Here is a 25,444-nt window from a genome sequence, read left to right as displayed (position 1 = left end):
TCATCTCTGTCGGAGGGTCTGCGGAGGAAGGTTCTGGGGGTTGGCATGGCGGCCCTCGCCTCCGCTCAGCCGCTGTCGGCCTGCCCTCCGGCAGGCTCCTGCAGGAGAGGCTCCACGATGGCCAGCGCCTGCTCGAAATCGAAACAGCGGATGTGCGCCTGCGCCACGTCGAAGTCCGCACCCAGCACCCGGCGCAGCAACGCGGCCTGCTGCTGCAGGCATTCCACCGCCGCGGGGTCGTCGCTGCGCAGCAGCCCGCAGAGGCGCTCCACGGCGCCCTGGATTTCCTCCGCGGAAGGCTCGGGCCCTTCGCCCCCTGGCGCAGCGGAACCCGGCGGCGGCGCGTCCACGCTGCGCCGCCATGCCTCGAGCCCATGCAGCGACGCGGAGAGCCGCTCTCCGACCGCCTGCGCGTGGACCGGCACCGCATCGTCCTGCGGGCCGGCGCGCAGGGCCTGCTCCAGCAGATGCGCGGCGTGCGACAGCGGCTGGGCGCCGATGTTGGCCGCCACCGATTTGAGCGTGTGCGCGAGCCGCTCGGCCGCGCCATGGTCTCCGGTGCGCAGCGCGGTGTCCAGCGTGCCCACCGCACCGCGCTGGCCTTCCAGGAAGCGGCACAGCAGGTCGGCATAGAGCGCAGGCCGGCCGAGGGCGCGCTGCAGGCCCACCGCCGTGTCCAGGCCCGGCAGATCGGCCGGCAGCGGCAGCGGCAGCGCCGCCTCCGCAGGGCCGGTGCGAACGGGCCAGGCCTCCGCCGGCACACCGGGCACGGCCATGCCGATGCCCTGGCGGGGACGCACCCAGCGCGCCAGGGCGCGCCACAGCGCTCCCGGCTCGATGGGCTTGGAGACGTGGTCGTTCATGCCGGCATCGAAGCAGCGCTGCCGGTCGGCCTCCATCGCATTGGCGGTCATCGCGATGATCGGCAGCTGGGCATGGTGCGGATCGGCGCGCAGCCGGCGGGTGGCGGTCTCGCCGTCCATCACGGGCATCTGCATGTCCATGAGGACCACGTCGTAGTCGTTGCGTGCCACGCTGTCCAGGGCCGCCTGGCCGTGCGCCGCCACGTCGACGATGAAGCCGGCATCGCGCAGCAGTTCCACCGCCACGAGCTGGTTCAGTTCGTTGTCCTCGACCAGCAGCACCGAGGCGCCGCGCAGCTGCGGCGGGGGCTGCTCGTCGCCGGGCTTGGCGAGGTGCGCGTGGGCGGGCAGCCAGCCATGGGCGAGCGGCTGCGCGAGCGTGTCGTAGAGCACCGACGCGCTCACCGGCTTGACCAGCACCGTCTCAATGCCCTGGTCGCGCGCAGCGCGCATCACCTCGTCGCGACCGTAGGCCGTCACCATCAACATCTGCGGCGCCTGGTCCAGGCCCAGTTCGTGGATGCGCCTCGCGAGTTCGATGCCGTCCATTCCCGGCATGCGCCAATCGATGAGCAGCAGGCCGTAGGGCTGGCCGCCGCGCGCGGCGTCGCGCAGCATCTCCAGGGCCTGCGCGCCCGAGTACGACTCGGCCGTCTCGAAGCCCATGGCCCGCAGCATTTCCGAGAGCACCATGGCGGCGGTCTGGTTGTCGTCCACGATGAGCACGCGCCCGTTGCGCAGCGCGGGCGGCAACGGCAGGCCGGGCGGCGCGGCATCGGCGCATTCGAGCGGCAGCGTCGCCCAGAAGGTCGAGCCCTCGCCCACGGTGCTTTCGGCGCCCACTTCGCCGCCCATCAGTTCGGCCAGGTTCTTGCAGATGGCCAAGCCCAGGCCGCTGCCGCCGAAGCGCCGCGTGGTGGAGGCATCGGCCTGCTGGAAGCTCTGGAACAGCCGCCCCATCTGCTCGGGTGCCATGCCGATGCCCGTGTCCCGCACCTCGAAGCGCAGCAGCACGCGCCGGCCCTGGCTTTCGAGCACCCGCACGCGCACGTGGATCTCGCCGCGCTCGGTGAACTTGATCGCGTTGTTGGCGAAGTTGATGAGGATCTGCCCCAGCCGCAGTGCATCGCCCACCAGGCTCGGCGGCACGTCGGAGGCCACGTCCAGCACCAGCTCCAGGCCCTTCACGCCGGCCTTGTAGCCCACCACGTCGGCCATGCCCTCGAGCACGCGGTCGAGCATGAAGGGCTGCTTCTCCACGATGAGCTTGCCGGCCTCGATGCGAGAGAAGTCCAGGATGTCGTTGATCACGCCCAGCAGGTGCTGGCCGGCCTGCTGGATCTTGGAGACGTAGTCCGCCTGCCGCGGCGTCAGGCCCGATTTGAGCGCCAGGTGCGACATGCCGATGATGGCGTTCATCGGCGTGCGGATCTCGTGGCTCATGTTGGCCAGGAAATTCGACTTGAGCGCGGTGGTTTCCTCGGCCAGTTCCTTGGCGCGGCGCAGTTCGCGCTCGGCGCGCTGCCGGTCGGTGATGTCCACCAGGGTGGCGATGGAGCCGCCCGGCGATCCGTCGGGCCGCTGGAAGCCATGCATCCAGAACAGCGTGTGGTGGGTCTCGCCGTCGGCGTAGGTCAGGTCCACCTCCTTGTGGATGGGCGGGCCGCCGCCCCGGATGGCGCGCACGTCCGCATCGAACGCCGCACGGTCGGCTTCGGTCAGGAAACCCGCCTCCAGCACGGTCTTGCCCACGAAGGCCTCGCGCCGGATGCCGAATGCCTCTTCATAGGCGCGGTTGAATCCCAGGTACCGGCCATCGCTGTCCTTGTGGAAAAGCGGGATGGGAATGGCATCGACCAGCGCCTGCTGGAACGCCAACTGGTCTTCCAGGCGTGCTTCGAGCTGCTTTTGCTCGTGCACGTCCACCTGCACGCCGATGAGCCGGCGGGCCCGGCCGTCGGCATCGCGCTCGATGCGGGCTGCGCACAGCAGCCAGCGCTCGCTGCCGTCGGGCCGCACCACGCGCCAGGAGTCCTGCAGGCCGGCGGACGTGCCGGCCAGCGCTTCCTGCAGCCGCGCCTGCGCGCGTCCGCGATCGTCGGGATGCAGGCTGTCCATCCAGTCGCGCAACTGCCGGCCTTCGGGGCGGTGCGGCTGGCCGTAGAGCGCTTCGAGCTTGTCGCTGAAGACGAGGCGGTCGCGCACGAGGTCGAGGTCGAACACGCCCACCCGGCCCGCCTCCTGGGCGAGCACCAGGCGCTCGTTGACCTCGCGCATCGCGGCTTCGGCCAGGCGCGCTTCGGTGACATCCTCGATCACCCAGATGCAGGCGTGCGCATACCCCTGCAGCGGCAGCATGCGGCCGGACAACCGCGCCTCGAAGGACGAGCCGTCGTCGCGCAGCAGGGTGGCCACCTCGCGCACGGCTTCGCCGGCCTCCAGGCGGGATCCGATGCGCTCCATGAAGTGCCGGTGGGCCTCGGCACCGCCGAACATGCCTTCCACGGCACGCCCGTCCATCTGCTCCGGCACGCCCGCCAGCAGTTCGGCGAAGGCCGGGTTGAAGCGCCGGATCAGGCCATCGGCCACCAGCAGCACGGGCGGGGCGTTGTCGAAGATGGCGGTCTGCTGCGCCAGCGCCTCGTTGAGCTGGCGTTCGCGCAGCTGCAGCGCCTGGTGCGCCGTGATGCGTTCGGTGACGTTCTCGTGCAGGCCCACGATGGCGATGCGCCGGCCCCGGTCATCGAACACGGGCGACAGCGTCGCCTCGTCGTGGTAATGGCTGCCGTCCTTGCGCTGGTTGATGAATTCGCCGCGCCAGGGCAGTCCGGCGATCAGGCGCGCCCACATCTGGCGGTAGGTCTCGGGCGGCGTGCGTCCGGAGGCCACCAGCGAAGGCTTGCGCCCGCGCACTTCGTCCAGGCTGTAGCCGGTGTTGGCCTCGTATTGCGTGTTCACCCAGTCGATGCGGCCGTCCGCGTCGGTGATGACCACGGCCACGGGGCTGGACTGCAGCGCCGCACCCAGCACGCGGAAACGCTCCATGGCAAGCGCCATGCGGGCGCGGTGGCGCAGCATGTCCAGCAGCATGCCGCCCAGCACCATCAGCAGCGCAAACACGCCCCCGCCGATCTGCCAGCGCTGCGAGGCCGGCACGAGCGCCTGCAGGTCGTCGAGCATCACGAGCTGCCAGGGGCCGTCGGGGTCATGCCATTCGAGCGGACGGCGCTCCACGGCGTAGCGCACGCCGTCCACCACCGCTTCGCGGGCGTCCGGCCGGAACGGCAGGGCCTGCGCCACGCCGTTGTCGAACAGGGCCCCGAACTGGCGCTGCTGCCGCACGGCATCGATGCGCTCCTGCGTGAGCGGAGGCGCCATCGCATAGCGCCATTCCGGCCGCGTCGCCGCGAACGCCACGCCCTGCGGCGACAGCAGCAGCATGGGAAAGCCCGAGCGCTCCATCTGCGTCTCGAACGGCTCGAAGGACATCTTCACCAGCACCACGCCCACGATGGCGCTCGCGGGCGTATCGCCTTCGTAGAGCGGCGCCGCGTAGTACATGCCACGCTCCTGCGAGTTGCCGCCGAGCGCCGGGTACACGTTGACCGCGCCGCGCATGGCCTGGTGGAAGTACGGGCGGTGGGAGAGGTCCATGCCGAGCGCGGCCGGGCCCGGTGTCTCGTGGGCCACGACCTTGCCGTCACGCCCCAGGACATAGACGCCGCTCACCAGGAAACGGCCCCTCGCCACGGCCATGCGGGCCAGGGCCTGCGGCGCGTTGGGAGGCAGCGTGCCGAGCGCCACCGCCTTCAGCGTGGGCTCGCTCAGGCCCAGCAGGGTGACCGCGCCCAGCAGCGGGCTGCCCGCGGTCTGGTTGAGCAGCACGTCGGCCGTGTGCGTCAGAAGGCCCGCGCGCTCCGCGGACCGGGCCGCCGCGCGCCATTGCGACACCGCCTCCACCGCCAGCCACGCACCGCCCAGCGACAGCACCACCACTACGGCCCAGCCCTGCAGCCAGCGGCCGTCGCGCAGCGCCACCTTGTCGAACAGCGCGGTCAGGCTGCCCAGGCGCGGGCTCATGCGCATGGGCGCTCCGTACCGAGGCACGCACGGCGGGCCATCGCATGCGGCAGCACGCGCGCCATGCGCGCGGCCCGCCGCAGGGCAGTGGGAGGAATGGAAGAGGCATGGACAACCACAGTCGCTTTGAACCTTCGCAAACGGCAAGAAACACACTGGGCAGGCATGCGCGGCAGCGCATGGCCCCCACAGTATGGCAAAAGGTAACAAACTATGGATCTTTTTACACGCCTCTCTCCCTGGGTCGCCACAGCGGTCGCTGCGCTGGTCGCCGTGACCGCCGCGGCGATCGTGCACCGGATCGCCGCGCTCCTCGCCCTGCGTGCCACGCGCGGGCTGCCCGTGCTGCACACGGTGGTGAGGGCCTGCGTGCCGGTGGTGCGGGTGCTGCTACCGCTGGTGGCGCTGCAGGTGGTGTGGGTGGCGGCAAGCAACGATCAGGCGCACATCGGCATGGTGCGCCACGCCGGTGGCCTGGCGCTCATCGCGGCAGCGGCCTGGCTGCTGATCGCCGCGATCGGCGGCCTGGCGGACGGCGTGATCGCTCGCCATCCGGCGGACGTGGAGGACAACCTCATGGCGCGCCGCATCGCCACGCAGGCCCGCGTGCTGTCGCGCACGGCCATGACGGGCGTGCTGATGGCCGCGCTCTCGCTGATGCTCATGACCTTCCCGGGCGCACGGCAGGTGGGCGCCAGCCTGTTGGCTTCCGCGGGCGTGGTCGGCATCGTGGCAGGTATCGCGGCCCGGCCGGTGTTCAGCAACATCATCGCCGGCCTGCAGATCGCGCTGGCCCAGCCGATCCGGATCGACGACGTGCTCATCGTCGAGGGCGAATGGGGCCGCGTGGAGGAGATCACCGGCACCTACGTGGTGCTGCGCATCTGGGACGAGCGCCGGCTCATCATCCCGCTGCAGTGGTTCATCGAGAACCCGTTCCAGAACTGGACCCGCACCAGTTCGGCCATCCTGGGCACCGTGTTCCTCTACACCGACTACCGCATGCCGCTGGAGCCGTTGCGCGAGGAACTCGACCGCGTGCTGGCCACGGCCCCCGAATGGGACCAGCGCGTGAAGGTGCTGCAGCTCACCGACGTGACCGAGCGCACGATCCAGATCCGCGTACTCGTCTCGGCGCGCTCCTCGGGGCTCGCGTTCGATCTGCGCTGCCGCGTGCGCGAGGCGCTGGTCTCCTTCATCCAGCGCGAATACCCGGACTGCCTGCCGCAGACCCGGGCGCAGCTCTCCGGGAGCGAGGCCACCCCAGGCCCTGCCCGGCCGGAGGCGCCCCTGCCCGGCGTACCGGGCTGACGCCCCACCCCTTCCGGCGGCAGGGCGCGCCGCAATTCAACTGCCGGAGCCTTCCTTGCCGGAGCGCGTGCCAGAGGCCGCGGCGCCGCCCGACTTCTGGCCTGTCTCTGCCGTGCTGCCCGTGCCGCCCGTGCCGCTGCCGGAGCTGCCCGAACTGCCGGACTGGCCGGCGCGCTGGGTGCGCCAGCTGTTGAAGTCGTCCGAGAACTTGCGGTAGCGCTCGCTGCGCCAGCTTTCGTAGTCGCTGTCGAGATTGCGCAACTGCTCCTCGCGCCACTGGTGGTAGTCGGGATCGTGGTGGCCGCCGTGCTGACGGCCCTGGGGCGCGTATCCCTCCTGCTGGTCGTAGCCGCCGCCCCAGCCGCTCTGCTGGCCCCGGCCTCCCTGGCCGCCACCGTAGCCGCTGCCAGAGCCGCCACTGCCGTAACCGCCGCCGTGCCCATAGTCGCTCTGGCGGCCGCCACCACCGAACGACTCTCCCTGTGCCTGCTGCCGCCAGCCGCCGCGGTCGTCCTGCGACTGCTGGCCGCCATAGCCGCCGTAGCCGCCACCCTGGCCACTGCCATACCGGCTACCGCCGCCGTAGCCGCCAGAGAAGTCCCCGCCGCGGCCATAGCCGCCGCCCACACCCCCGTGGCTCTCGGGGTAGCCCTCGCCCTGCTGCCCCCAACGGGCACGGCCGCCATCGCCATCCCAGGCCTGCTGCTGGCCGCCATATCCGCCACCGCCATGGCTTCCCTGTTCGGGGTAACTGCCCTGGTGTTGCCGGCCACCACCGTACTGGCCATAGCCTTCGCTCTGCCCGCCGCCGTGGCGGCCCGAGCGATCGTCGTCCTGGTCGCGCCCCTGGTTGCGGCGCTGGTAGTCCCCGTAGTCACGTGAAGCCATTTGATCTCTCCAGAGTTCGTTCAAAGGTGGTGGGCTCGACGACGCGTCGCACCCGCTGCCCGGGCCGTCTGGGGCCGCGGTGCTTTCACTCTGCGCCCCGGCCGTGCTCCGCCGCGTCGGCTTTCGCCTACCCCACCCGCACAGCCGTGTCCAAATGCATTTGCGAAGGCAAGCCGTAAGCATCCGCCCGTACCGGAAACCATTCGGAGCGTCCTGTTACCGATGCCTCCGGGTGCGCTGCGCAGCGCCTACAACCGCCGGCGGAGCCCACGGCCCACACTGGTTCTCTCCCCCCTTTGGCGTCTCTTCCACGGTCCAGACCGCCTCCCACCCTGCTGAAAGGAGCTTTTTGATGCCGAACGTTTCCGATGTGATGACCCGCGGCGTGCGCACCATGGCACCCGGCGATTCGATGGTGCTGGCTGCCCAGGCCATGCGCGAATTGAATGTGGGCGCGATCCCCGTCTGCGACGGCGAGCGCCTCGTGGGCATGGTGACCGACCGCGACATCGTGATCCGCGGTGTGGCGCAGGAGCGGCACGATGCACGCCTCACCGAGGTGATGTCGCCCGAGCCCATCTACTGCTACGAGGACGATCCGGTGGACATGGCGCTGCAGGCCATGCGCGGCGAACAGATCCGCCGCCTTCCCGTGGTGGACCGCGACAAACGCCTGGTGGGCGTGGTGTCGTTCGGCGACATGGCGACCGATGGCGACGAGCGGCAGACTGGCGCGGCCCTGCGCGAGATCACCACGCCCTCCGAGCCCGATCGTTCGGGCAATTCGGCCGCCGCCGGCAACGCGGCGGGAGGCCAGACGCGCTGACGGCGTGGCAGGTCGCGGCGCGCGGCTTTAAGAAGCCCGGGATCGGAGGCGCCGCGAGGAGCCGCCTCGCTGCGCTGTCCGGCCCGCACGGGCGCAGCGGCCTGCCGCACGCCAATAATCGGCAGTGTTGCACCCGGACACACTGCATGACTGACTTCTGGCTCCTGCCGCTCTTCCCGCTCGTTTGGTTCGCCGCCAGCCACATGATCGCCACGCATTCGGGCTGGCGCGCACTCGCCGCACGGTTTCCCCAGGATGCGGCGCCACCCTCGGGGCAGCGATTCCGGTTCGTCTCCGGGCGCATGGGACGGGTCCACGGCATGCCCATCCACTACGCCCATTGCCTCACGGTCACCGTCGGGCCGGAGAGCCTGTCGATGTCGATGGTCTGGTTCCTGCGCCTGCACAGCCCGGCGTTCAGCCTGCCCTGGTCGCAGGTGGAAGCGGTGGAGCCGATCGCAGGCGGCCAGGACGCCCTGTTCCGCCTGCGGGGCGGCGGGGCGCCGACGGAGTTCGTGCTGGAGGGCCGGGCCGCGCAGGCCGCGCTGGCGGCGTTCGATGCCGCGCGCGGCATGCGGGCACAGCCACCGGGCCACGGCCGGGCCGGTGGCGGCACCGGTCCATAATCCCCTCCCCCGCACCGGGGGCGAAGCCGGCGGCCCGCTCCGCGCGGCGGCGCATTTCCCGAATTTGAGCAAAGGCACGAATGCAGCAGGCAGACGCTGGCACTCCCGACCCCCGCAACGCCCCTTCCTCCGCCGCACCGCCGGCGGCAGCGCCGACGGCGGCCGACTTTCCCCAGCACACGCCCATGATGGCGCAGTACCTCGCGCTCAAGGCAGGGCACCCGGAGACGCTGCTCTTCTACCGCATGGGGGATTTCTACGAGGTGTTCTGGGACGACGCCGAGAAGGCGGCGCGGCTGCTGGACATCACGCTCACGCAGCGCGGCCAGTCCGCCGGCCGGCCCGTGGTGATGGCGGGCGTGCCCTTCCACGCGCTGGAGAACTACCTGGCGCGGCTCATCAAGATGGGTGAATCGGTCGCCATCTGCGAGCAGGTGGGCGAAGTGGGCGCCGCCAAGGGGCCCGTGGAGCGCAAGGTGGTGCGCGTGGTCACCCCCGGCACGCTCACCGACAGCGAACTGCTCCCGGACAAGTCCGAGTCCATGCTGCTGGCCGTGCACCAGGCCGCGCGTGCGCGCTGCGGGCTGGCCTGGCTGAGCGTCACCCAGGGCGTGGTGCACCTGGCCGAATGCGCGCACGACGAAGTGGGCGCATGGATCGCCCGCATCGCCCCCAGCGAGGTCCTCTACAGCGCCGGCGTGACCGAGCGCTTCGAGCAGCAACTGCAGGCGCTGCGTCAGAACGGCGTGCTGACCTGCCCCTTGAGCCTGCGTCCCGACTGGCAGTTCGACACGGCTTTGGGCGCCCGCAAGCTGCTCGAACACCTGGGCGCCGCGAGCCTCAACGCCTGGGAGGCGCAGGACCTCGCCCATGCGCACGCGGCCAGCGCGGCGCTGCTCTCGTACGCCGAACACACCCAGGGCCGCGCGCTCACGCACATCCACGCCGTGCGCGTGCAGAAGAACGATGAGCTGATCGCCCTGCCCGCCGCCACCCGGCGCAACCTCGAACTCACGCGCACCCTGCGCGGCGAAGAGGCGCCCACGCTTTTCTCGCTGCTGGACACCTGCATGACGGGTATGGGCAGCCGGCTGCTCAAGGCCTGGCTGCTGGAGCCCCGGCGCGACCGGACCGAGGCGCGCCAGCGGCTCGCCGCCACGGCCGCCCTGCGCGGCGATGCGGAGGCCGGCGGCCAGGGCGACGGGCCGGCCCTGCGCGCCGCGCTGCGCGGCGTGAGCGACGTGGAGCGCATCACCGCACGCATCGCGCTGCGCCAGGTGCGCCCCCGGGAACTGGTCGCGCTCTGCAAGACGCTACAAAAAGCAGAGCAACTTTCTCAACAGAATCGGCGGCATGAGCCACTTTTGGCTCAGATTTTCGAGCACCTGCAGGCGCCCCCCGCCTGCGGCGCGCTGCTGGGCTGCTCGATCCTCGAGGAGCCCGCCGCGCTGGTGCGCGACGGCGGCGTGATCGCGGACGGCTTCGATGCCGAACTGGACGAGCTGCGCGGCATCCAGAACCACTGCGACGACTTCCTGCTGGCGCTCGAAACCCGCGAGAAGGCCCGCACCGGCATCCCCAACCTGCGCGTGCAATTCAACAAGGTGCACGGCTTCTACATCGAAGTCACCAGCAGCCATCTGGACCGCATCCCGGACGACTACCGCCGCCGCCAGACGCTCAAGAACGCCGAGCGCTTCATCACGCCCGAACTGAAGGCCTTCGAGGACAAGGCCCTGTCGGCGCAGGAGCGTGCCCTGGCGCGCGAGAAATGGCTCTACGAGCAGGTGCTGGACCAGCTGCAGCCGCACGTGCCGGCGCTCACGCGCACCGCGCACGCCATCGCCACGCTGGACGCGCTCTGCGCGCTGGCCGAGCGCTCGCTCACGCTGGGCTGGTGCGCGCCGCAGTTCGTGCCGGAGCCCTGCATCGAGATCGAGGGCGGCCGCCACCCGGTGGTGGAGGCGCGGCTGGCGGAGACCTCGTCGGGCGCGTTCATCCCGAACCACACGCGCCTCAACGCCAACACGCGCATGCAGATCATCACCGGTCCCAACATGGGCGGTAAATCGACCTACATGCGGCAGGTGGCCCTCATCGTGCTGCTGGCCAGCATGGGCAGCCACGTGCCGGCCGCGCGCTGCCGGCTCGGCCCGATCGATGCGATCCACACGCGCATCGGCGCGGCCGACGACCTCGCCAACGCGCAGTCCACCTTCATGATGGAGATGACCGAGGCCGCGCAGATCCTGCACGCGGCCACGCCGCATTCGCTGGTGCTCATGGACGAGATCGGCCGTGGCACCAGCACCTTCGACGGCCTGGCGCTGGCCAGCGGCATCGCCACCCACCTGCACGACCGCACCCGCGCCTTCGCCCTCTTCGCCACGCACTATTTCGAGCTGACCGAACTCGCCGCGCGCCACGCGCATGCGGTGAACGTGCACGTGGGTGCCACGGAATCGGGCTCGGACATCGTCTTCCTGCACGAGATCCAGCCCGGCCCGGCCAGCCGCAGCTACGGCATCCACGTCGCGCGGCTGGCCGGCGTGCCCGCTCCGGTGCTCAACCATGCGCGCCACGCGCTGGCAGCCCTGGAAGAGCGCGCCAGCGAGGGCGAGCGGCAGGTGGACCTGTTCGCGCCACCGCCCGAAAGCGAGGCGCCCGGCGCCAGCGCCGTGGAGGCCGCGCTGCAGGACATCCACCCCGACAGCCTGAGCCCGCGCGAGGCGCTGGACGCGCTCTACCAGCTCAAGCGGCTGGCGCAGCCGGGCTGAACGACCCCCGCGGCGGCCCGGGCGGGGGCAGCCGCCCCCGCACCGCTGCGGGAATGTCCCCCGGGTTAAGATCCGGCCGCGCTCCGGGGTGCACACCTGTGCTGAGATCCACACCCGCGAACTTGAACCGGGTCATTCCGGCGGAAGAAGAGCCACCGTCCCCACGCGGCCCCGCGCGGGCGCGGGACACCTTCGGAGCCTCGTGCCACAGGTCGAGAAGGAAACCCATGCATTCGGTCGCTCCGCTGATCGCGGAAGTTCTCTCATTCATCGCGCAGGACGGCTGCACCGATGCGCAGTTCGACGCACTCGCGCTGCGGCTGTTCGCGCACCAGTACGCCGCCAACGGGGCCTACCGCGCCTTCTGCCAGGGCCGCGGCACCACGCCGAGGAGCGTGCGGGCCTGGAGCGACATCCCGCCCGTGCCCATCGACGCCTTCAAGGCGCAGGAACTGCGCTGCGAACCCGCCGCGCCCGGGGAGCGCGTCTTCATGACCAGCGGCACCACGCGCGGGGACACGCGCGGCCGGCACTTCCACCCTCGGCTGGACGTATACGACCTGTCGATGGAACGCAACTTCGCGCGGCGCTTCATGCACGGACAGGCGCGCATGCCGATGGGCATCCTGTTCCCGGACGAGGACGCGATGCCGAACTCATCGCTCGCGCACTACCTCGCGCTGGCGAAGTCCACCTTCGGCGCGCCCGGCAGCCGCTATTTTCTGGGCCCGCAGGGCACCGACTGGGACGGCCTGTGGGAGGCGCTGCAATCCGCCGAGCGCACCGGCACGCCCTATGCGCTGCTGGGCGCGAGCTACAGCTTCGTTCACCTGATGGATGCGCTGCGCGCGCAGGGCCGCACTTTCCGCCTGCCGCCGGGCAGCCGCCTGCTCGATACCGGCGGCTACAAGGGCCAGTCGCGCGAATTGCCGCTGGAGGCGTTCTACGCGGAGCTGTCGCAGGCGCTGGGCGTGCCGCGGGAGCACTGCATCAACATGTACGGCATGACCGAGCTCAGTACGCAGTTCTACGACGGCGGCAATGCCGTGGTGCCTTCGGTCAAGTCGGGGCCGCACTGGATCCGCTCGCGGCTGGTGGACCCGGCCACGGGCCGCGACGTGCCGGCGGGCGAGCGCGGCATCCTCGTGCACTGCGACCTCGCCAACGTCAATTCCGTCACCACCATCCTCACGGAAGACGTGGGCCTGTGGGCCGAGGGCGGCTTCCTGCTGCTCGGGCGGGCCGAGGGCGCGCAGGCCAAGGGCTGCTCGCTGGCGGTGGACGAATTCATGCGGGCCACGGCCGCATGACGGCTGCGCAGAAGGCACTGCGGGCCGGCTACCTGCCAGGGATCGATCCGCAGGACGTCGCCTGGGAGGTGCTGCCGTTCACGCAGGGCCGCACCCGCGTGGACGTGGCCGTGCCGGTGCTCTCCGCCGCGCAGATGGCGGCGCTCGCCGACCGCGTGCGGCAAGCGGCCGCACGGCACCTCCAGACGATGACGGTGGCGCAGATCATCGCGGTGGTCGACCGTGCCGTCGCGCGCCTGCTCGACCGCGCCGACCCGTTCCGCCGCCAGGCCGAGGCGCTGCTGCCCGTGGTGAGCGGCTACGACGCCGAGATGGTGCGCCTGGGGCTGACGGGGTTCTTCAAGACCTTCCGAGCGCCGCAGCTGCGCCGCTTCGTGGCGGAGGATTTCGCCAACCCGCTGGTGCTCGACGGCTTCCAGCCCGCCCCCAAGGGCGGCGCGGTGCGGGCCGTGGGCCCCGGCCTGCTGGTGCACAGCTGGGCCGGCAACGTGCCGGCGCTGCCGCTCTGGAGCCTGGTGTGCGGCCTGCTGGTCAAGGCCGGCAGCATCGGCAAGGTGCCGAGCGCCGAGCCGCTGTTCGCCGGGTGGTTCGCGCAGTTGCTCGCCGAGGTGCATCCGCCGCTCGCCGATTGCCTCGCCGTGGTGTGGTGGCGCGGCGCGGGCGCGGACGACGCATCCGCGCTCTACGCCCGCGCCGACACGGTGCTGGCTTACGGCGGCAACGCATCGCTGGATGCGATCCGGCGCCGCCTGCCCGTCACCACGCGGTTTCTGCCGCACGGGCACAAGCTGGGCTTCGGTCTGGTGGCCGCCGCGGCGCTCGACGCGCTCGAAGGCCCCGCGCTCGCGCGCCGTGCCGCCTGGGACGTGATGCGCTACGACCAGCAGGGCTGCTATTCGCCGCACGTGTTCTACGTGGAGCGCGGCGGCGCCATTGCGCCGCGCGATTTCGCCGGGCGGCTGGCAGGCGAACTCGCCCAGCTGCAGCGGCGCTTTCCGCGGCGGGCGCTGGCGGTGGAAGACGCGGCCGCCCTCGCCCACTGGCGCCAGGGCGTGGAATGGCGGTCGATCCCGGGCGCTTCCGGCGAGGCCTGCGAACAGCTCATCGGCACGCTGGACGATGCCTGGTGCGTGGCCTTCGCCGACGGGCCGCGCGCCCTCTCGCCCACCGCGCTGCAGCGCACGGTGCAGGTGGTGGCTGTCGATGCGCTGGAAGACGCGGTCGCCGCCGTCGCCGCGCAGAAGGATTACCTGCAGACCGCCGGCCTGGCCGCGCCACCCGAAGCGCTCTACCGCCTGGCTTCGCTGCTGGGCGACGCCGGCGTGAGCCGCGTCTGCGCCATCGGCGCGATGAGCACGCCCGAGGCCGGCTGGCACCACGACGGGCGCTTCAACCTGCTCGACCTCGTGCGCATGGTGGAGATCGAGCCCTCCGCCGAAACCGCCGCCGAACCGTTCGCCCCCTATGCCGACTGATCCGCAGGCACAGGTCCCACAGGTGCAGGCACGTGCGGATGCCGTGCCCTCCTCCGCACCCTTCCTGGAGATCGACGGGGCCACGTTCGCCTACCCGGGCCGGCCGCCGGCCGTGGACGGCGTGCGCTGGCGCGTGGGCGCCGGGGAGCTGCACTGCCTCGTCGGCCGCAGCGGCTGCGGCAAGACCACGCTGCTGCAACTCGCCGCCGGGCTGCTGCGGCCGCAGTCGGGCACGGTGCGCCTGCAGGGCGGGCCGGTGCCTGCACCGGGGCCGTGGCTCGGTTTCATGTTCCAGGCCCCCACGCTGCTCGACTGGCGCAGCGTGATCGACAACGTGCTGCTGCCCGTGTCGCTGCAGCGCCGGCCGCAGCCACGCGACGTGGAGCGCGCGAGCGCCCTGCTGGAGCAGCTCGGGCTGGCCGGCCATGCGCACCACCATCCGCGCCAACTCTCGGGCGGCCAGCAGAGCCGGGTCGCGCTGGCGCGCGCGATGGTGCTGGAGCCCGCCCTGCTGCTGCTGGACGAGCCGTTCGCGGCGCTGGACGCGATCACCCGCGCCGACCAGCAGGACGACCTGCTGCGCACCTGCCGCCGGCACGGCACCACCGTGCTCTTCGTCACGCACGACATCACCGAAGCCGTGTATCTGGGCGACCGCATCGCCGTGATGCACGCCGGGCGCGTGGCGGCCGACATTCGGGTGGATCTGCCCGCGCCGCGCACCCAGGCGATGCGCCACGAGGCACCTTTCAACCACCTGTGCGCACGCGTGCGGGCCGCCATGGACGGCGTGGACGGCATGGGAGCTGCCGCATGACGCCCGCCTCTTCTTCGCTTCCCGGCTCCCCCTGGGGACACCGGGCCCTGGGCGCCGCACTGCTGCTGACACTGCTGGCCGCCTGGGAGTGGACGGCGCGGCACGCAGGCCTCTCGGCCCTGGTGCTGCCCGCGCCCTCGGCGGTGGCGGCCGCGCTGTGGACAGGGCTGCGCTCCGGCTACTTTCTGCCCCACGTGGGCGCCACGCTGCATGCACTGGGGCTGGGCCTGGCCGGCGGCGGCGCGGCGGGCCTGCTGACCGGCGCGGCGCTGGCCGAATCGCCCCTGCTGGAGCGCGTGCTGCGCCCCTACGTGGTGGTGAGCCAGGTGGTGCCCAAGCTGGCGCTCGCGCCGCTCTTCGTGCTGTGGTTCGGCTTCGGCATCACCTCCACCGCGCTCATCACCGGCCTGATCTGCTTCTTCCCGCTGATGGAGAACACGCTCACCGGGTTGCGCCAGGCCGATCCGCAGCGGCTGCAGCTCTTTCGCATGCTGGGCGCCACGCGCTGGCAGACCCTGCTGCGGCTGAAGCTGCCGATCGCGCTGCCGACCATCCTCGCCGGGCTGCGCATGGCCGTGGTGCTGGCATTGGTCGGCGCGGTGGTGGGCGAATTCATCGGCGCGAGCCGCGGCCTGGGCGCGGTCATCATCGCCGCGCAGGGAATGATGGACACCACCCTGATGTTCGCCGCGCTGGTGCTCATCGCCGCGATCGGGCTGCTGCTCTACCAGGTGGCGCTGCTCGTCGAGCGGTGGCTGCTGCGCGCCCATGCGGGCACCGACTGACCTTTTTCACGACTTCCACGGCAACGACCATGTCCACATCCCGCAGTCTCTCCCGCCGCGCCCTGCTCGCGGCCTCCGCCGGCATCGCCGCCGCGCCCTGGGCCGGCACGGCCCTGGCCCAGTCCGCACAGCCGCCGATGCGCGGCAAGGTGACCGTGGCCGGATGGAGCAAGCCGATCAGCGAGATCACCAACCTGCTCGCCGAACCCGACAAGGGCTTCTTCCGCGCCCAGGGCGTGGAGCTCGCCTATCTGCCGGGCGCGGGCGGCGGGGACGCGCTGCGCAACACGCTCAGCGGCCAGGGCGACGTGGCCTTCACCGACCCGGGCTCGTTCTTCATGGCGCTGGACAAGGGCGAGCGCCTCACCGCCATCTACGACATCTATCCGCAGAACGTGTTCAACGTGGTATCGCTGCAATCGGCCGGCATCCGCACGCCGGCCGACCTGAAGGGCAAGCGCATCGGCGTCTACAGCCTCTCCAGCGGCACGCGGCAGAACCTGCTGGTGCTGCTGCACCAAGCCGGGCTCAAGGAATCCGACGTCACCATCGTGGTCACCGGCCTGCTCAATTTCGCGCCGTTGCTGCAGGGGCAGGTGGACGCCACCGCCGCCACCGACACCGGCCTCGCCGTCGGCCGGCGCCGGGGGCTCGGCCCGGTGAACGTGATGCAGGTGCGCGACCACCTCAACGTCTCCAGCGACCTGTTCGTGGTCCGGCAGGACGTGCTGTCGCAGAAGAAACCGTTGCTGCAGGCCTTCCTGAAAGGCTACCGCGACAGCGCGGCCTGGATGATCGCCCAACCCGACGAGGCCGCCGGCGTGGCCGTGAAACACGCGATCGACGGCACGCAGCCGGACGTCAATCTGGAAGTGATCCGCCTGCGCAATGCCGCCGCGCAGCCCTCGCTGCCGGGCCAGCCCCTGGGTGCGTTCAACCTCGCGTCGCTGCAGCAGGCGGCCGACGCGTACCGTGCGCTCGGCCTGGTGCAGCGCGGCATCCGCGTTGCCGACGTGGTCGACGCCAGCCTGCTGCCGGCCGCATGAGCAAAAAGAAGGAGCGATGACCATGCAGTTCAAAGGCCAGGTCGTGCTGGTGACGGGCGCGGGACGGGGCATCGGCGCCGCCATCGCCCGGGCCTTCGCGCAGGAAGGCGCCACCGTGGCGGTGAACCATCTGTCGAACGACGCGGCCGCGGCCGACACCGTCGCGGCCTGCCGGGCCGCGGGCGGCGATGCCTGGGCCGCGCGGGCCGACGTGGGCGACGCGGCGGCGGCGCAGGCCCTGGTGGAAGGGGTGCTGCTGGAGGCCGGCCGCATCGACGTGGTCGTCAACAATGCCTTCCGCCCCTACACGTTCGACCCGCGCCGCCGTGCGCTGTTCGACAGCCTGCAGTGGAGCGACTACCAGGCCCAGTTCGACGGCGCGGCGGGCAGCGCCTTCCACGTCTGCCGTGCGGTGCTGCCGCACCTGCGCCAGCGCGCGCGCGGCAGCATCGTGAACATCGCCACCAACCTGGTGGAGCATCCCGTCGTGCCCTACCACGACTACACCACCGCCAAGGCCGCGCTCATCGCCTTCAGCCGCAACCTCGCGGCAGAAGTCGGGCCGCAAGGCATCCGCGTGAACTGCGTGGCCCCGGGCCTCGTCTACCCCACGCAGGCCAGCCAGGCCACGCCCGAGGCGCTGCGCGAATCGATCACCGCCGCCACGCCGCTGCGGCGCATCGCCAGGCCCGAGGACGTGGCCGGGCCGGTGCTGTTCCTTGCCTCGGAGTGGAGCGGTTTCATGACCGGGCAGGTGCTGTACGTGGACGGCGGCCTCGTCATGCGCTGAGCGGCGCGCGGGGACGCCCCGAGGCTTGCGGTTCCCGCACGCCGGCACGGCATGTCCGCTGGGCGAATGCGGCCCCGCGCCGGCCCCACTACACTCGACCCCTTCGCCTTTCCCTTCCCTACCGTTCTCCATGACGTACTGCGTCGCCATCAAGCTCAACGCCGGACTGGTCTTCCTGTCCGATTCCCGCACCAACGCCGGCCTGGACCAGATCAGTTCGTTCCGAAAGATGATGATCTACGAGCGCCCCGGCGACCGCTTCATGGTCCTGCTGTCGGCCGGCAACCTCAGCATCTCGCAGTCGGTGCGCGAAATCCTGCAATCCGAACAACTCGTGGACCGCGACCGCGACGGCAGCGATCCGATCACCATCTGGAACGCCAAGAGCATGTTCGATGCCGCGCGCGTGCTCGGCTCGGCCGTACGCCATGTGTACGAACGCGACGGTGCCGCGCTCAAGCGCTCGGGCGTGGATTTCAACGTGTCGCTGGTTTTCGGCGGGCAGATCCGGGGCGAAGGCATGCGCCTTTTCCAGGTCTACTCGGCCGGCAACTTCATCGAGGCCACCACCGAGACGCCGTACTTCCAGGTGGGTGAATCGAAATACGGCAAGCCCGTGCTGGACCGTGTGCTCACGCCCGACACGCCGCTGGACGAGGCCGCCAAGTGCGCGCTGGTGTCGATGGACAGCACGCTCAAATCCAACCTCTCGGTGGGCCTGCCGCTGGACCTCGTCGTCTACGAGGCCGGCCGGCTCTCCACCGACAAGATCGTCTGCATCGACGAGCAGAACCCCTATTTCCGCATGCTGCACAGCACCTGGGGCGAGCGGCTGCGCCAGGTGTTCGACAGCATCGAGGACCCGGCCTGGAACGGCGGGGCCACCGACGTGCCGATCAAGGTCGAGCCGTCGCGCAGCCGGCCGCTCAAGAAGATCAACACGCCCGACGAAAAGCTCATCTGAGCCTGGCCCACCCGCCCCGCCCGCCATGACGCCGCTGGTCTTCTCCCACGCGAACAGCTTTCCGGCGGATACCTACCGCGTGCTCTTCGGGCACCTGCGCGGGCGCGGATTCGGGGTGAGCGCGGTGGACCGCTTCGGACACGACCCGCGTTACCCCGTCACGAGCAACTGGCCTGCGCTGGTGCAGCAACTGGCCGATTTCGCACGCGAGCAGGCCGAGCGCGCCGGCGGGCCTGTATTCCTGGTGGGGCACTCGCTCGGCGGATTCCTGAGCGTGATGACCGCGGCGCGGCACCCGGAAATCGCGCGCGGAGTGGTCATGGTGGACTCGCCGCTCATCGGTGGCTGGCGCGCGGGCGCGCTCGGCATGGCCAAGCACACGCAGGTCGTCGGAGCGGTGTCGCCCGGCAAGATCAGCCGGGCCCGCCGCAACCGCTGGGAGAGCGCCGATGAAGCGCTGGAGCACTTCCGGCGCAAGAAGGCGTTCGCACGCTGGGACGAGGCGGTGCTGCGCGACTATGTGACCCATGGGCTGCACCCGCACGCCGACGGCGGCGTGGCGCTGCATTTCGAGCGCGAGGTCGAGACCGCCATCTACAACACGCTGCCCCACAACCTGGGCCGGCTGCTGGCGGCACACCCGCTGCGCTGCCCGGCCGCCTTCATCGGCGGGCTGGCCTCGGACGAATTGCGCCAGGTGGGCCTGGACTTGACACGGCGCGTGACGCAGGGGCGCATCACCATGCTGGACGGCAGCCACCTCTTCCCGATGGAGCAACCGCGCGCCACCGCCGCGGCCATCGAGGCCGCGGTGTTGAACCTGGACGGAGCGGCGGCCCGCTGATCCTGCCGGACGAGGCCGGCACGGCCGGGTTGCACGTGCCCGGCAGGTGTCCCGGGACGCCGGCAGGCGCGGCGCTCGGCATTCTCGGCAGAAAGCTCTGCAGCGGGGAAAACCCGGGCCGGCAACCTGCGGGAAACCTGCGCAAATGCGCTGGATTCCCATAAACTGGCCGCACCGTTACATATCGTGACAGCCATGCCGCACGCACCGCTCTGCCGCTCCCACCCCTCCACCCTCGGCCTCACCAAGGCCCGGCACGGCCCCGCCGGCTGACACGCGCCCGTCACCGCTGCGCCCAAGAATCGTGCGCAGCGGCGTCGCATTCCGGTTACCACCCGGGTCACCGCAGCCCTGGCTCCTGCCGACCCGGACACCCCCGAGCCTGTTCTCGAAAAAATCCTGAGGGAGAACCCACCGCCATGGCCCATCGCAAGAGTCCCGCCCGCCGCGCCAAAGACCAGCGCATCGCCCACCTCCACGCGCTCTCCGCGGCCAACACGGAGGTCGGGTTCCCCTGGGACGCACTGATCCAGCTCGAAAAAGCCCTGGTCGGCCACATCGTTCTCCCGCTCAGCCCCTCGTACAACGATGCGCGCCAGGAATCGAACCACGCCTTCCAGGCCTATCCCGCGCTCATCGCCTACTGCGAATGCGAGAACGACGTGCTCGTCTGCCTGCAGTTCGCGCAGACCTATGAGGCCTGGGTGGCGGTGCGCTGCGGCGGCCACAGCACGGCCGGCTATTCGGTCAACAACCGCGGCATGGTCGTGGACCTGAAGGGCCTCTCCGGCGTCACGCTCGACCCGCAGGCACAGCGCGTGCATGTGCTCCCGGGAACGGACTTCGACCATTTCAACGGCGCGATGGGCGCCACCGGCTGGCATGTGCCCACGGGCGCCTGCGGCAACGTGTGCGTGGGCGGCTTCGTGCAGGGCGGCGGCTACGGCTACACCTCGCGCCAGTTCGGCATTCAGAGCGACATGGTGGAATCGATGCGGGTGGCGCTCGCCGACGGCAAGACCATCGTGACCGCCAGCGCCACCGAGAACCCGCTGCTCTACTGGGCCCTGCGCGGCGGCACGGGCGGCAACTTCGGCGTGCTCCTGCAGGTGACCTACCGCATGGTGCAGCTGCCCCAGGTGTGGGCCTGGTCCATCAGCTGGGATGCCGCGAATGCCGCGGATGTGCTGGTAATGCTGCAAAAGGACTTCATGCGCACCGGCGCGCCCGACGCCCTCGGCTACATGATGAACCTGGGCTACCAGAACGGGGAGCCCGTCTTCATGATCCAGGGCATGTACTGCGGCACGCGCGACCAAGGCATGGCGGCCGTGAAATCCCTGCTGGACGTGCCCAGCGCGCAGCTGCTCGTGGACTGTTCTGGCACCTACCCGGAAATGAACGCCTGGCTGGAAGACCATCCCTACGACCTGCCGCAGAACCTCACCGCGAACGTCTGCGAGACCAAGTCGAGCGGCTACATCAATCAGACGCTGACCAAGGCGCAATGGCAGGCCGTGATCGACTACTTCGCCACGTCGCCCAACACCTGGTCGCTGGCCTACCTGGAGCCCTACGGCGGCGCGATCCAGCGCTACCCCGTGGAAGACAGCGCCTTCATCCACCGTGACGCGGATGCCGATCTGGTCGTGGATGTGTTCTGGACCACGGCCGAGGAGCGGCGCCAGACGGAGACATGGCTCGCGGGCTTCATGGACCTGATGCGCCCCTTCCTGAGCGGCGAGGTGTACCAGAACTACCCCGACGGCTCCCTGGACGACTTCGCCCAGGCCTACTGGGGCCCGGCCTACCCGAAGCTCCAGCAGGCCAAGCTGCAGTACGACCCCGGCAACTTCTTCCACTTCGCGCAGAGCGTGGCGCTGCCTGGATGAGGGGCATCCCCCCTGCGGCTTGCGCCGCTCCCCCCTTCTCTCGCTGCGCTGCGCTTCGCGGGAAGGGGGGGTGAGGACCGCGGCTCCGTGCCCGCCTGCGCGGGCACGGACGGGCCGAACGCCCCTTGTCTCTGGCAAGGGGCTTCACGCCGGTGGCCGGGCAAAGCCGGATCCACGGCGTCTGCTGGCCTGGCCTGCTCCGCGGCCATCGGACGGGTGAGATCTAAAGCAACTCGTACGACGCGCCCTCAGCACATGCGCCTTGATCCCGAAGAACAACTGCCGCAGTGGGTGCGTCAGCCCGAGCCGGCGTAGCGCACGCACCCCGGGCCGGCGCGCTTGGCGGCGTACATCGCCTGGTCGGCGCGGGCCATGAGCAGTTCGATGTCGCCCTCCAGCGGGGGGTGCATGGCCACGCCGATGCTCGCGCCCACGCGCACCGCATGGCCCGCGACCTCCATGGGCTCGGAGAGCGCATCGATGATGCGCGCGCCGATGTGCTCGGGCAACGCCGCCTGCACGTCGGTATCCAGCATGACCAGGAATTCGTCGCCGCCGAGCCGTGCCACGGTGTCGTGCCCGCGCACGGCATGGGCGAGTCGCCGGGCCACGTAGCGCAGCACCTCGTCGCCGACCTTGTGGCCATGGCCGTCGTTGATCTTCTTGAAGCCGTCGAGGTCGATGAAGAGCAGCGCCACCGCCCCGCCCTGCGCACGGACTTCGGCCAGCGAGCGCTCGAAGCGGTTCTGGAAAGCCGAGCGGTTCTGCAGCCCGGTGAGCGAGTCGTGGTTGGCCAGGTAGTGCTGCTGGCGCGATATCTCGATCTTGGCCGAGATGTCCTGCACCAGCGACATGATCGAGGTCACGCGCCCCGCGTCGTCGGTGAGTGCCGAGTTGAACCACTCGCAGTGCACTTCCGAGCCATCGACCCGTTGCAGGCACGATTCGGTACGGTTGCGCGTGGCCCGGCCCGACCGCAGGTCGGCCAGCGCATCGGCCAGGTGGTGGTCCATGGCCGAGGTCACGGGCAATTCGAGCAGGCTGCGCGATTCGATCTGCACCAGGTCCTGCCAGCCCATGAGTTCGATCGCGCGGCGGGAGCAGCGCAGCACGCGCAACTGGTCGTCCATTTCCAGTACGGCCAGCGGGCTGTTGTCCATGTGGGACGACAGCCGCTGGTTGGCCGCCCGCAGCGCTTCCATGGCCACTTGCAGCTCATCCACATCGAGCGCGGACGTCACGAAACCGAGGATGTCGCCGCCCGGGCCGCGCCAGGGCGACAGGCAGATGGTGCGCCAGGACTCGTAGCCTTCGGGGTTCAGCACCAGGCGCTGGTAGCTCACGCGTTCGCCGCGCAGCACGCGCTGCACGAAGGGGGTGAACTGGGTGTAGTTGAATTCGCCGTAGAGGTCCATCAGCGACTTGCCCACCAGCGCCGAGGGCGGCATGCGGAACCAGCGCGCGTATTCGTCGTTCACGTAGACGACGCGTTGCGCGCGGTTCACCACGGCCACGGTCGCGCCCACGTTGCGCGTGAGCAGATCCAGCATCCCCGGGTCGGCCGGTCCGGGCGCGAGCCCCCCGGCGGGCCATGCGCCGCCATCCAACGGCAATTCGTTCGGCGTCATACGGACAGCAATCCCTCGTACCCGTCCGGAGCCACCGCCGCATGCGCGCAGTGCGGTCGAAGGCCTGGAAGCGGCTGCTTTCATCTCCCCTGCGGTGGCGGCGCAGCCTAAGGGGTGCTATTTCGGCCGCAGCTTATCACTTTCTTTTTTTAATAGAAGCCCTTGAGATGCTGCACCGCGGTGCTTCCCACGCACTGGGACGGCATGGGTTGGAGGCCACGCCCGTGACGACGGCTTCAACCCGACCAGTTCACCCAGCCCGTCCAGGCCGTGATGAGCACCACGACGCCGAACGCGATGCGGTAGTAGGCGAACGGCACGAAGCTGTGCGTGCTGATGTAGCGCAGCAGCCAGCGCACGCAGAGCCAGGCGCTGACGAACGAGAACACCAAGCCCACGGCGAAGAGCGGCAGGTCGGCCATCGAAAGCAGATGGCGTTCCTTGTAGAGGCTGTAGACGCCCGCCCCGATCAACGTCGGGATCGCGAGGAAGAAGGAGAAATCCGTGGCAGCCTTGCGCGACAGGCCCAGCAGCATCCCGCCGATGATGGTGGCGCCGCTGCGGCTGGTGCCGGGCACCATGGCCAGGCACTGCACCAGGCCCACCTTGAGTGCATCCAGCGGCGTCATGTCGTCCACCGACACCACGCGCACCGCGCGCGGCGCGCGGCGCTCGGCCCAGAGGATCACGAAGCCCCCCAGGATGAAGGTGGTGGCCACGACCACCGGGGTGAACAGGTGCGCCTTGATCGCCTTGCCGAAGATGAGGGCCAGCACCACCGCGGGCAGGAAGCCGATGAGGACGTTGAGCGTGAAGCGCTGCGCCTGCCGCTGGGTGGGCAACGCGACCAGCGTTTCCCGGATCTTCTGCCAATAGACGAGGATCACCGCGAAGATCGCCCCCGTCTGGATGGCGATGTCGAACACCTTGGCCTTTTCGTCGTCGAAGCCGAGCAGCGCGCCGGCCAGGATCAGGTGGCCGGTGGAAGAGATGGGAAGGAACTCGGTCAGGCCCTCGACCACGCCCATGATGGCGGCCTTGGCCAGCAAGATGAAATCCACGGAAATCCTTTGTACTGGAGCAGGAACAGCCGCGGATTATCGGGGCGCGGCAGCCGCGGCCGGCGCACCGGCCGTACCGTCCATCCAGGAGGCCTGCCAGCCGCCGCCCAGGGCCTGCACCAGCGAGGCCACGGCCAGTTGCCGGTTCACCTGCAACTGCAGCAGCGACCGCTGCGCGGAGAGCGCAGCCACCTGCGCGGTGACCACCTCGGTGTAGCCCACCTGCCCGGCACGGTAGCGGTTGAGCAGTTGCTCCTCGGTGCGCTGCGCGGCCGAGACGGCCTCCTGCCGCAGCGGCTCCTGCGCCTGCAGCGTGCGCAGGGCGGTGAGCTGGTCTTCCACGGCCTGGAAGGCGCCCAGCACCGTCTGGCGGTAATTGGCCACGCGCGCCTCGCGGGCGGCACGGGCCTGCTCCACGCGCGCGGCGATGGCACCGCCGTCGAACACCGTCTGCGCCGCCGACAGCCCCAGCGACCAGAGCGCGCCCGAGGCGCTGAAGAGGTCGCCCAGGCCGGTGCCGGAACGGCCGAGCGATGCCGACAGGCTCACGCTCGGGAAATACGCGGAGCGCTGCACCCCGATCTGCGCATTGGCGGCGGCCACGGCCCGCTCGGCCGCGGCGATGTCGGGCCGCCGCTCCAGCAGCGTGGAGGGCAGCCCCGGCGGAACGTCGGGCACGCGCGCCACCCACGGGCCCTGCGGCAGGGCGAATGCGGCGGGCGGCTGCCCCACCAGCACCGCGATGGCGTGCTCGTAGCCGGCACGGCTGCGCTGCACGGTGGCGAGGTCGGCGCGCGCGTTGGCCAGTTGGGTGCGTGCCTGCAGCACGTCGGATTGCGCGGCCACGCCTGCGTCGTAGCGGTTCTGGGCGATGCGCAGGCTGCGCTCGTACGCCTGGACGGTCGCGCCCAGCAGGCTCGCCTCGGCGTCGGCCTCGCGCAACTGGAAGTACGCGGCCACCAGGGACCCCACGGCCGACAGCCGCGCCGAAGCCAGGTCGGCCTCGCTGGCCTGCGCATTGGCCTGGGCGCTGTCCACTGCGCTGCCGAGCCGGCCCCACAGGTCGGGCTCCCAGCTGGCGCCCAGGGCGGCCTGCGTGGTGGTGCCGCGGCGCGCGGAGCCTTCGCCGCCCGCACGCGTGCCGCTGGCCGAGAGGTTCACGCCGGGCAGGAAACCGGCGCGCTGCTCGCGCACCAGTGCCTGTGCCTGGGCATAGGCCGCCACGGCGGCGGCGATGTTCTGGTTGGACACCTGCACCTGCGCGGCGAGGCGGTTCAAGTCGTCGTCGCCGAACAGCGTCCACCAATCGCCGCGGGGCTCGGCATCGGCAGGCGCGGCGGGCTGCCAGAGCGCGCCGGCCTCCTTGAATGCGGCAGGCACCGGCGTGGCGAGCACGGGCGGCTCGTACACCGGCGCCACCGAACACGCGGTGAGCCACACCGGCAGCAGCGCCGCCATGCA

The 25,444-nt window shown here is 70.7% G+C and carries 18 protein-coding genes; 13 read left to right on the top strand and 5 right to left on the bottom strand.

The window, feature by feature from the left end:
- Window positions 1-65 precede the first annotated feature (65 nt).
- Window positions 66-4,949, bottom strand: a complete 4,884-nt coding sequence (locus tag BM144_RS19850) for a PAS domain S-box protein (protein ID WP_092956513.1) — start codon at window positions 4,947-4,949, stop codon at window positions 66-68.
- Between the two features lie 207 nt (window positions 4,950-5,156).
- Between BM144_RS19850 and BM144_RS19845 the strand changes: the two genes are divergently transcribed.
- Complete coding sequence (locus tag BM144_RS19845) at window positions 5,157-6,254, top strand: mechanosensitive ion channel family protein (RefSeq protein ID WP_092956510.1); 1,098 nt, start codon at window positions 5,157-5,159, stop codon at window positions 6,252-6,254.
- Between the two features lie 36 nt (window positions 6,255-6,290).
- Here the strand turns inward: BM144_RS19845 and BM144_RS19840 are convergent, their stop codons facing one another.
- Entirely contained in the window at window positions 6,291-7,142 is an 852-nt protein-coding gene (locus tag BM144_RS19840; protein ID WP_092956507.1) for a hypothetical protein, read from the bottom strand.
- Window positions 7,143-7,494: 352 nt separating this feature from the next.
- Here BM144_RS19840 and BM144_RS19835 point away from each other — a divergent pair, with 352 nt between their 5' ends.
- The 12 genes from BM144_RS19835 to BM144_RS19780 all read left to right on the top strand — a co-directional run bounded on the left by BM144_RS19835 (window position 7,495) and on the right by BM144_RS19780 (window position 21,294).
- Window positions 7,495-7,968: a CBS domain-containing protein gene (locus BM144_RS19835; RefSeq protein ID WP_092956504.1), complete on the top strand. Its 474-nt coding sequence runs from the start codon at window positions 7,495-7,497 to the stop codon at window positions 7,966-7,968.
- A 146-nt stretch (window positions 7,969-8,114) separates the two neighbouring features.
- A complete protein-coding gene (locus BM144_RS19830) occupies window positions 8,115-8,594 on the top strand; it encodes a hypothetical protein (RefSeq protein ID WP_175526087.1) in 480 nt (159 codons plus the stop codon).
- A 185-nt stretch (window positions 8,595-8,779) separates the two neighbouring features.
- Window positions 8,780-11,371, top strand: a complete 2,592-nt coding sequence (gene mutS, locus BM144_RS19825; RefSeq protein WP_092956583.1) for a DNA mismatch repair protein MutS — start codon at window positions 8,780-8,782, stop codon at window positions 11,369-11,371.
- 227 nt (window positions 11,372-11,598) lie between these two features.
- Window positions 11,599-12,681, top strand: coding sequence for a LuxE/PaaK family acyltransferase (locus BM144_RS19820; RefSeq protein WP_092956501.1), 1,083 nt, complete (start codon window positions 11,599-11,601; stop codon window positions 12,679-12,681).
- On the top strand, window positions 12,678-14,156 hold the full coding sequence (locus tag BM144_RS19815; protein ID WP_092956498.1) for an acyl-CoA reductase: 1,479 nt from the start codon (window positions 12,678-12,680) through the stop codon (window positions 14,154-14,156). The genes BM144_RS19820 and BM144_RS19815 overlap by 4 nt, the downstream gene beginning before the upstream one ends.
- The gene (locus BM144_RS19810) at window positions 14,146-14,973 is read left to right on the top strand and encodes an ABC transporter ATP-binding protein (RefSeq protein ID WP_092956495.1); all 828 of its coding nucleotides are present in this window, start codon (window positions 14,146-14,148) and stop codon (window positions 14,971-14,973) included. The genes BM144_RS19815 and BM144_RS19810 overlap by 11 nt, the downstream gene beginning before the upstream one ends.
- Window positions 14,970-15,758, top strand: coding sequence for an ABC transporter permease (locus BM144_RS19805; protein WP_092956493.1), 789 nt, complete (start codon window positions 14,970-14,972; stop codon window positions 15,756-15,758). Before BM144_RS19810 ends, BM144_RS19805 begins: the two co-directional genes overlap by 4 nt.
- A gap of 29 nt (window positions 15,759-15,787) precedes the next feature.
- Entirely contained in the window at window positions 15,788-16,804 is a 1,017-nt protein-coding gene (locus tag BM144_RS19800; RefSeq protein ID WP_092956490.1) for an ABC transporter substrate-binding protein, read from the top strand.
- A 22-nt stretch (window positions 16,805-16,826) separates the two neighbouring features.
- On the top strand, window positions 16,827-17,594 hold the full coding sequence (locus BM144_RS19795) for an SDR family oxidoreductase (RefSeq protein ID WP_092956579.1): 768 nt from the start codon (window positions 16,827-16,829) through the stop codon (window positions 17,592-17,594).
- Between the two features lie 130 nt (window positions 17,595-17,724).
- The gene (locus BM144_RS19790; RefSeq protein WP_092956487.1) at window positions 17,725-18,558 is read left to right on the top strand and encodes a proteasome-type protease; all 834 of its coding nucleotides are present in this window, start codon (window positions 17,725-17,727) and stop codon (window positions 18,556-18,558) included.
- 25 nt (window positions 18,559-18,583) lie between these two features.
- Window positions 18,584-19,402, top strand: coding sequence for an alpha/beta hydrolase (locus tag BM144_RS19785; protein WP_092956484.1), 819 nt, complete (start codon window positions 18,584-18,586; stop codon window positions 19,400-19,402).
- 419 nt (window positions 19,403-19,821) lie between these two features.
- Window positions 19,822-21,294, top strand: a complete 1,473-nt coding sequence (locus BM144_RS19780) for an FAD-binding oxidoreductase (RefSeq protein WP_092956481.1) — start codon at window positions 19,822-19,824, stop codon at window positions 21,292-21,294.
- 296 nt (window positions 21,295-21,590) lie between these two features.
- Here the strand turns inward: BM144_RS19780 and BM144_RS19775 are convergent, their stop codons facing one another.
- From BM144_RS19775 to BM144_RS19765, 3 genes are all read right to left on the bottom strand, one after another.
- Window positions 21,591-22,922 carry a diguanylate cyclase domain-containing protein gene (locus tag BM144_RS19775; RefSeq protein ID WP_092956478.1) on the bottom strand — a complete coding sequence of 444 codons (1,332 nt, stop codon included), beginning with the start codon at window positions 22,920-22,922 and terminating at the stop codon, window positions 21,591-21,593.
- Window positions 22,923-23,158: 236 nt separating this feature from the next.
- On the bottom strand, window positions 23,159-23,983 hold the full coding sequence (locus tag BM144_RS19770) for an undecaprenyl-diphosphate phosphatase (protein ID WP_092956475.1): 825 nt from the start codon (window positions 23,981-23,983) through the stop codon (window positions 23,159-23,161).
- A gap of 36 nt (window positions 23,984-24,019) precedes the next feature.
- Complete coding sequence (locus BM144_RS19765; protein ID WP_092956472.1) at window positions 24,020-25,441, bottom strand: efflux transporter outer membrane subunit; 1,422 nt, start codon at window positions 25,439-25,441, stop codon at window positions 24,020-24,022.
- Window positions 25,442-25,444 lie beyond the last annotated feature (3 nt).

This window comes from Paracidovorax konjaci (genome assembly GCF_900112675.1).
GTDB classification, from domain to species: Bacteria; Pseudomonadota; Gammaproteobacteria; order Burkholderiales; family Burkholderiaceae_C; genus Paracidovorax; species Paracidovorax konjaci.
This window is presented reverse-complemented; position numbering and strand designations above follow the sequence as displayed.

Excerpts from the sequence above, each read along its gene's own strand:
- BM144_RS19785 (WP_092956484.1), top strand. The coding sequence starts at position 18,584 with ATGACGCCGCTGGTCTTCTCCCACGCGAACAGCTTTCCGGCGGATACC.
- BM144_RS19780 (WP_092956481.1), top strand. The coding sequence starts at position 19,822 with ATGGCCCATCGCAAGAGTCCCGCCCGCCGCGCCAAAGACCAGCGCATC.
- BM144_RS19800 (WP_092956490.1), top strand. The coding sequence starts at position 15,788 with ATGTCCACATCCCGCAGTCTCTCCCGCCGCGCCCTGCTCGCGGCCTCC.
- BM144_RS19835 (WP_092956504.1), top strand. The coding sequence starts at position 7,495 with ATGCCGAACGTTTCCGATGTGATGACCCGCGGCGTGCGCACCATGGCA.
- mutS (WP_092956583.1), top strand. The coding sequence starts at position 8,780 with ATGATGGCGCAGTACCTCGCGCTCAAGGCAGGGCACCCGGAGACGCTG.
- BM144_RS19795 (WP_092956579.1), top strand. The coding sequence starts at position 16,827 with ATGCAGTTCAAAGGCCAGGTCGTGCTGGTGACGGGCGCGGGACGGGGC.
- BM144_RS19765 (WP_092956472.1), bottom strand. The coding sequence starts at position 25,441 with ATGGCGGCGCTGCTGCCGGTGTGGCTCACCGCGTGTTCGGTGGCGCCG.
- BM144_RS19830 (WP_175526087.1), top strand. The coding sequence starts at position 8,115 with ATGACTGACTTCTGGCTCCTGCCGCTCTTCCCGCTCGTTTGGTTCGCC.
- BM144_RS19805 (WP_092956493.1), top strand. The coding sequence starts at position 14,970 with ATGACGCCCGCCTCTTCTTCGCTTCCCGGCTCCCCCTGGGGACACCGG.
- BM144_RS19810 (WP_092956495.1), top strand. The coding sequence starts at position 14,146 with ATGCCGACTGATCCGCAGGCACAGGTCCCACAGGTGCAGGCACGTGCG.
- BM144_RS19840 (WP_092956507.1), bottom strand. The coding sequence starts at position 7,142 with ATGGCTTCACGTGACTACGGGGACTACCAGCGCCGCAACCAGGGGCGC.
- BM144_RS19815 (WP_092956498.1), top strand. The coding sequence starts at position 12,678 with ATGACGGCTGCGCAGAAGGCACTGCGGGCCGGCTACCTGCCAGGGATC.
- BM144_RS19775 (WP_092956478.1), bottom strand. The coding sequence starts at position 22,922 with ATGACGCCGAACGAATTGCCGTTGGATGGCGGCGCATGGCCCGCCGGG.
- BM144_RS19845 (WP_092956510.1), top strand. The coding sequence starts at position 5,157 with ATGGATCTTTTTACACGCCTCTCTCCCTGGGTCGCCACAGCGGTCGCT.
- BM144_RS19820 (WP_092956501.1), top strand. The coding sequence starts at position 11,599 with ATGCATTCGGTCGCTCCGCTGATCGCGGAAGTTCTCTCATTCATCGCG.
- BM144_RS19790 (WP_092956487.1), top strand. The coding sequence starts at position 17,725 with ATGACGTACTGCGTCGCCATCAAGCTCAACGCCGGACTGGTCTTCCTG.
- BM144_RS19850 (WP_092956513.1), bottom strand. The coding sequence starts at position 4,949 with ATGCGCATGAGCCCGCGCCTGGGCAGCCTGACCGCGCTGTTCGACAAG.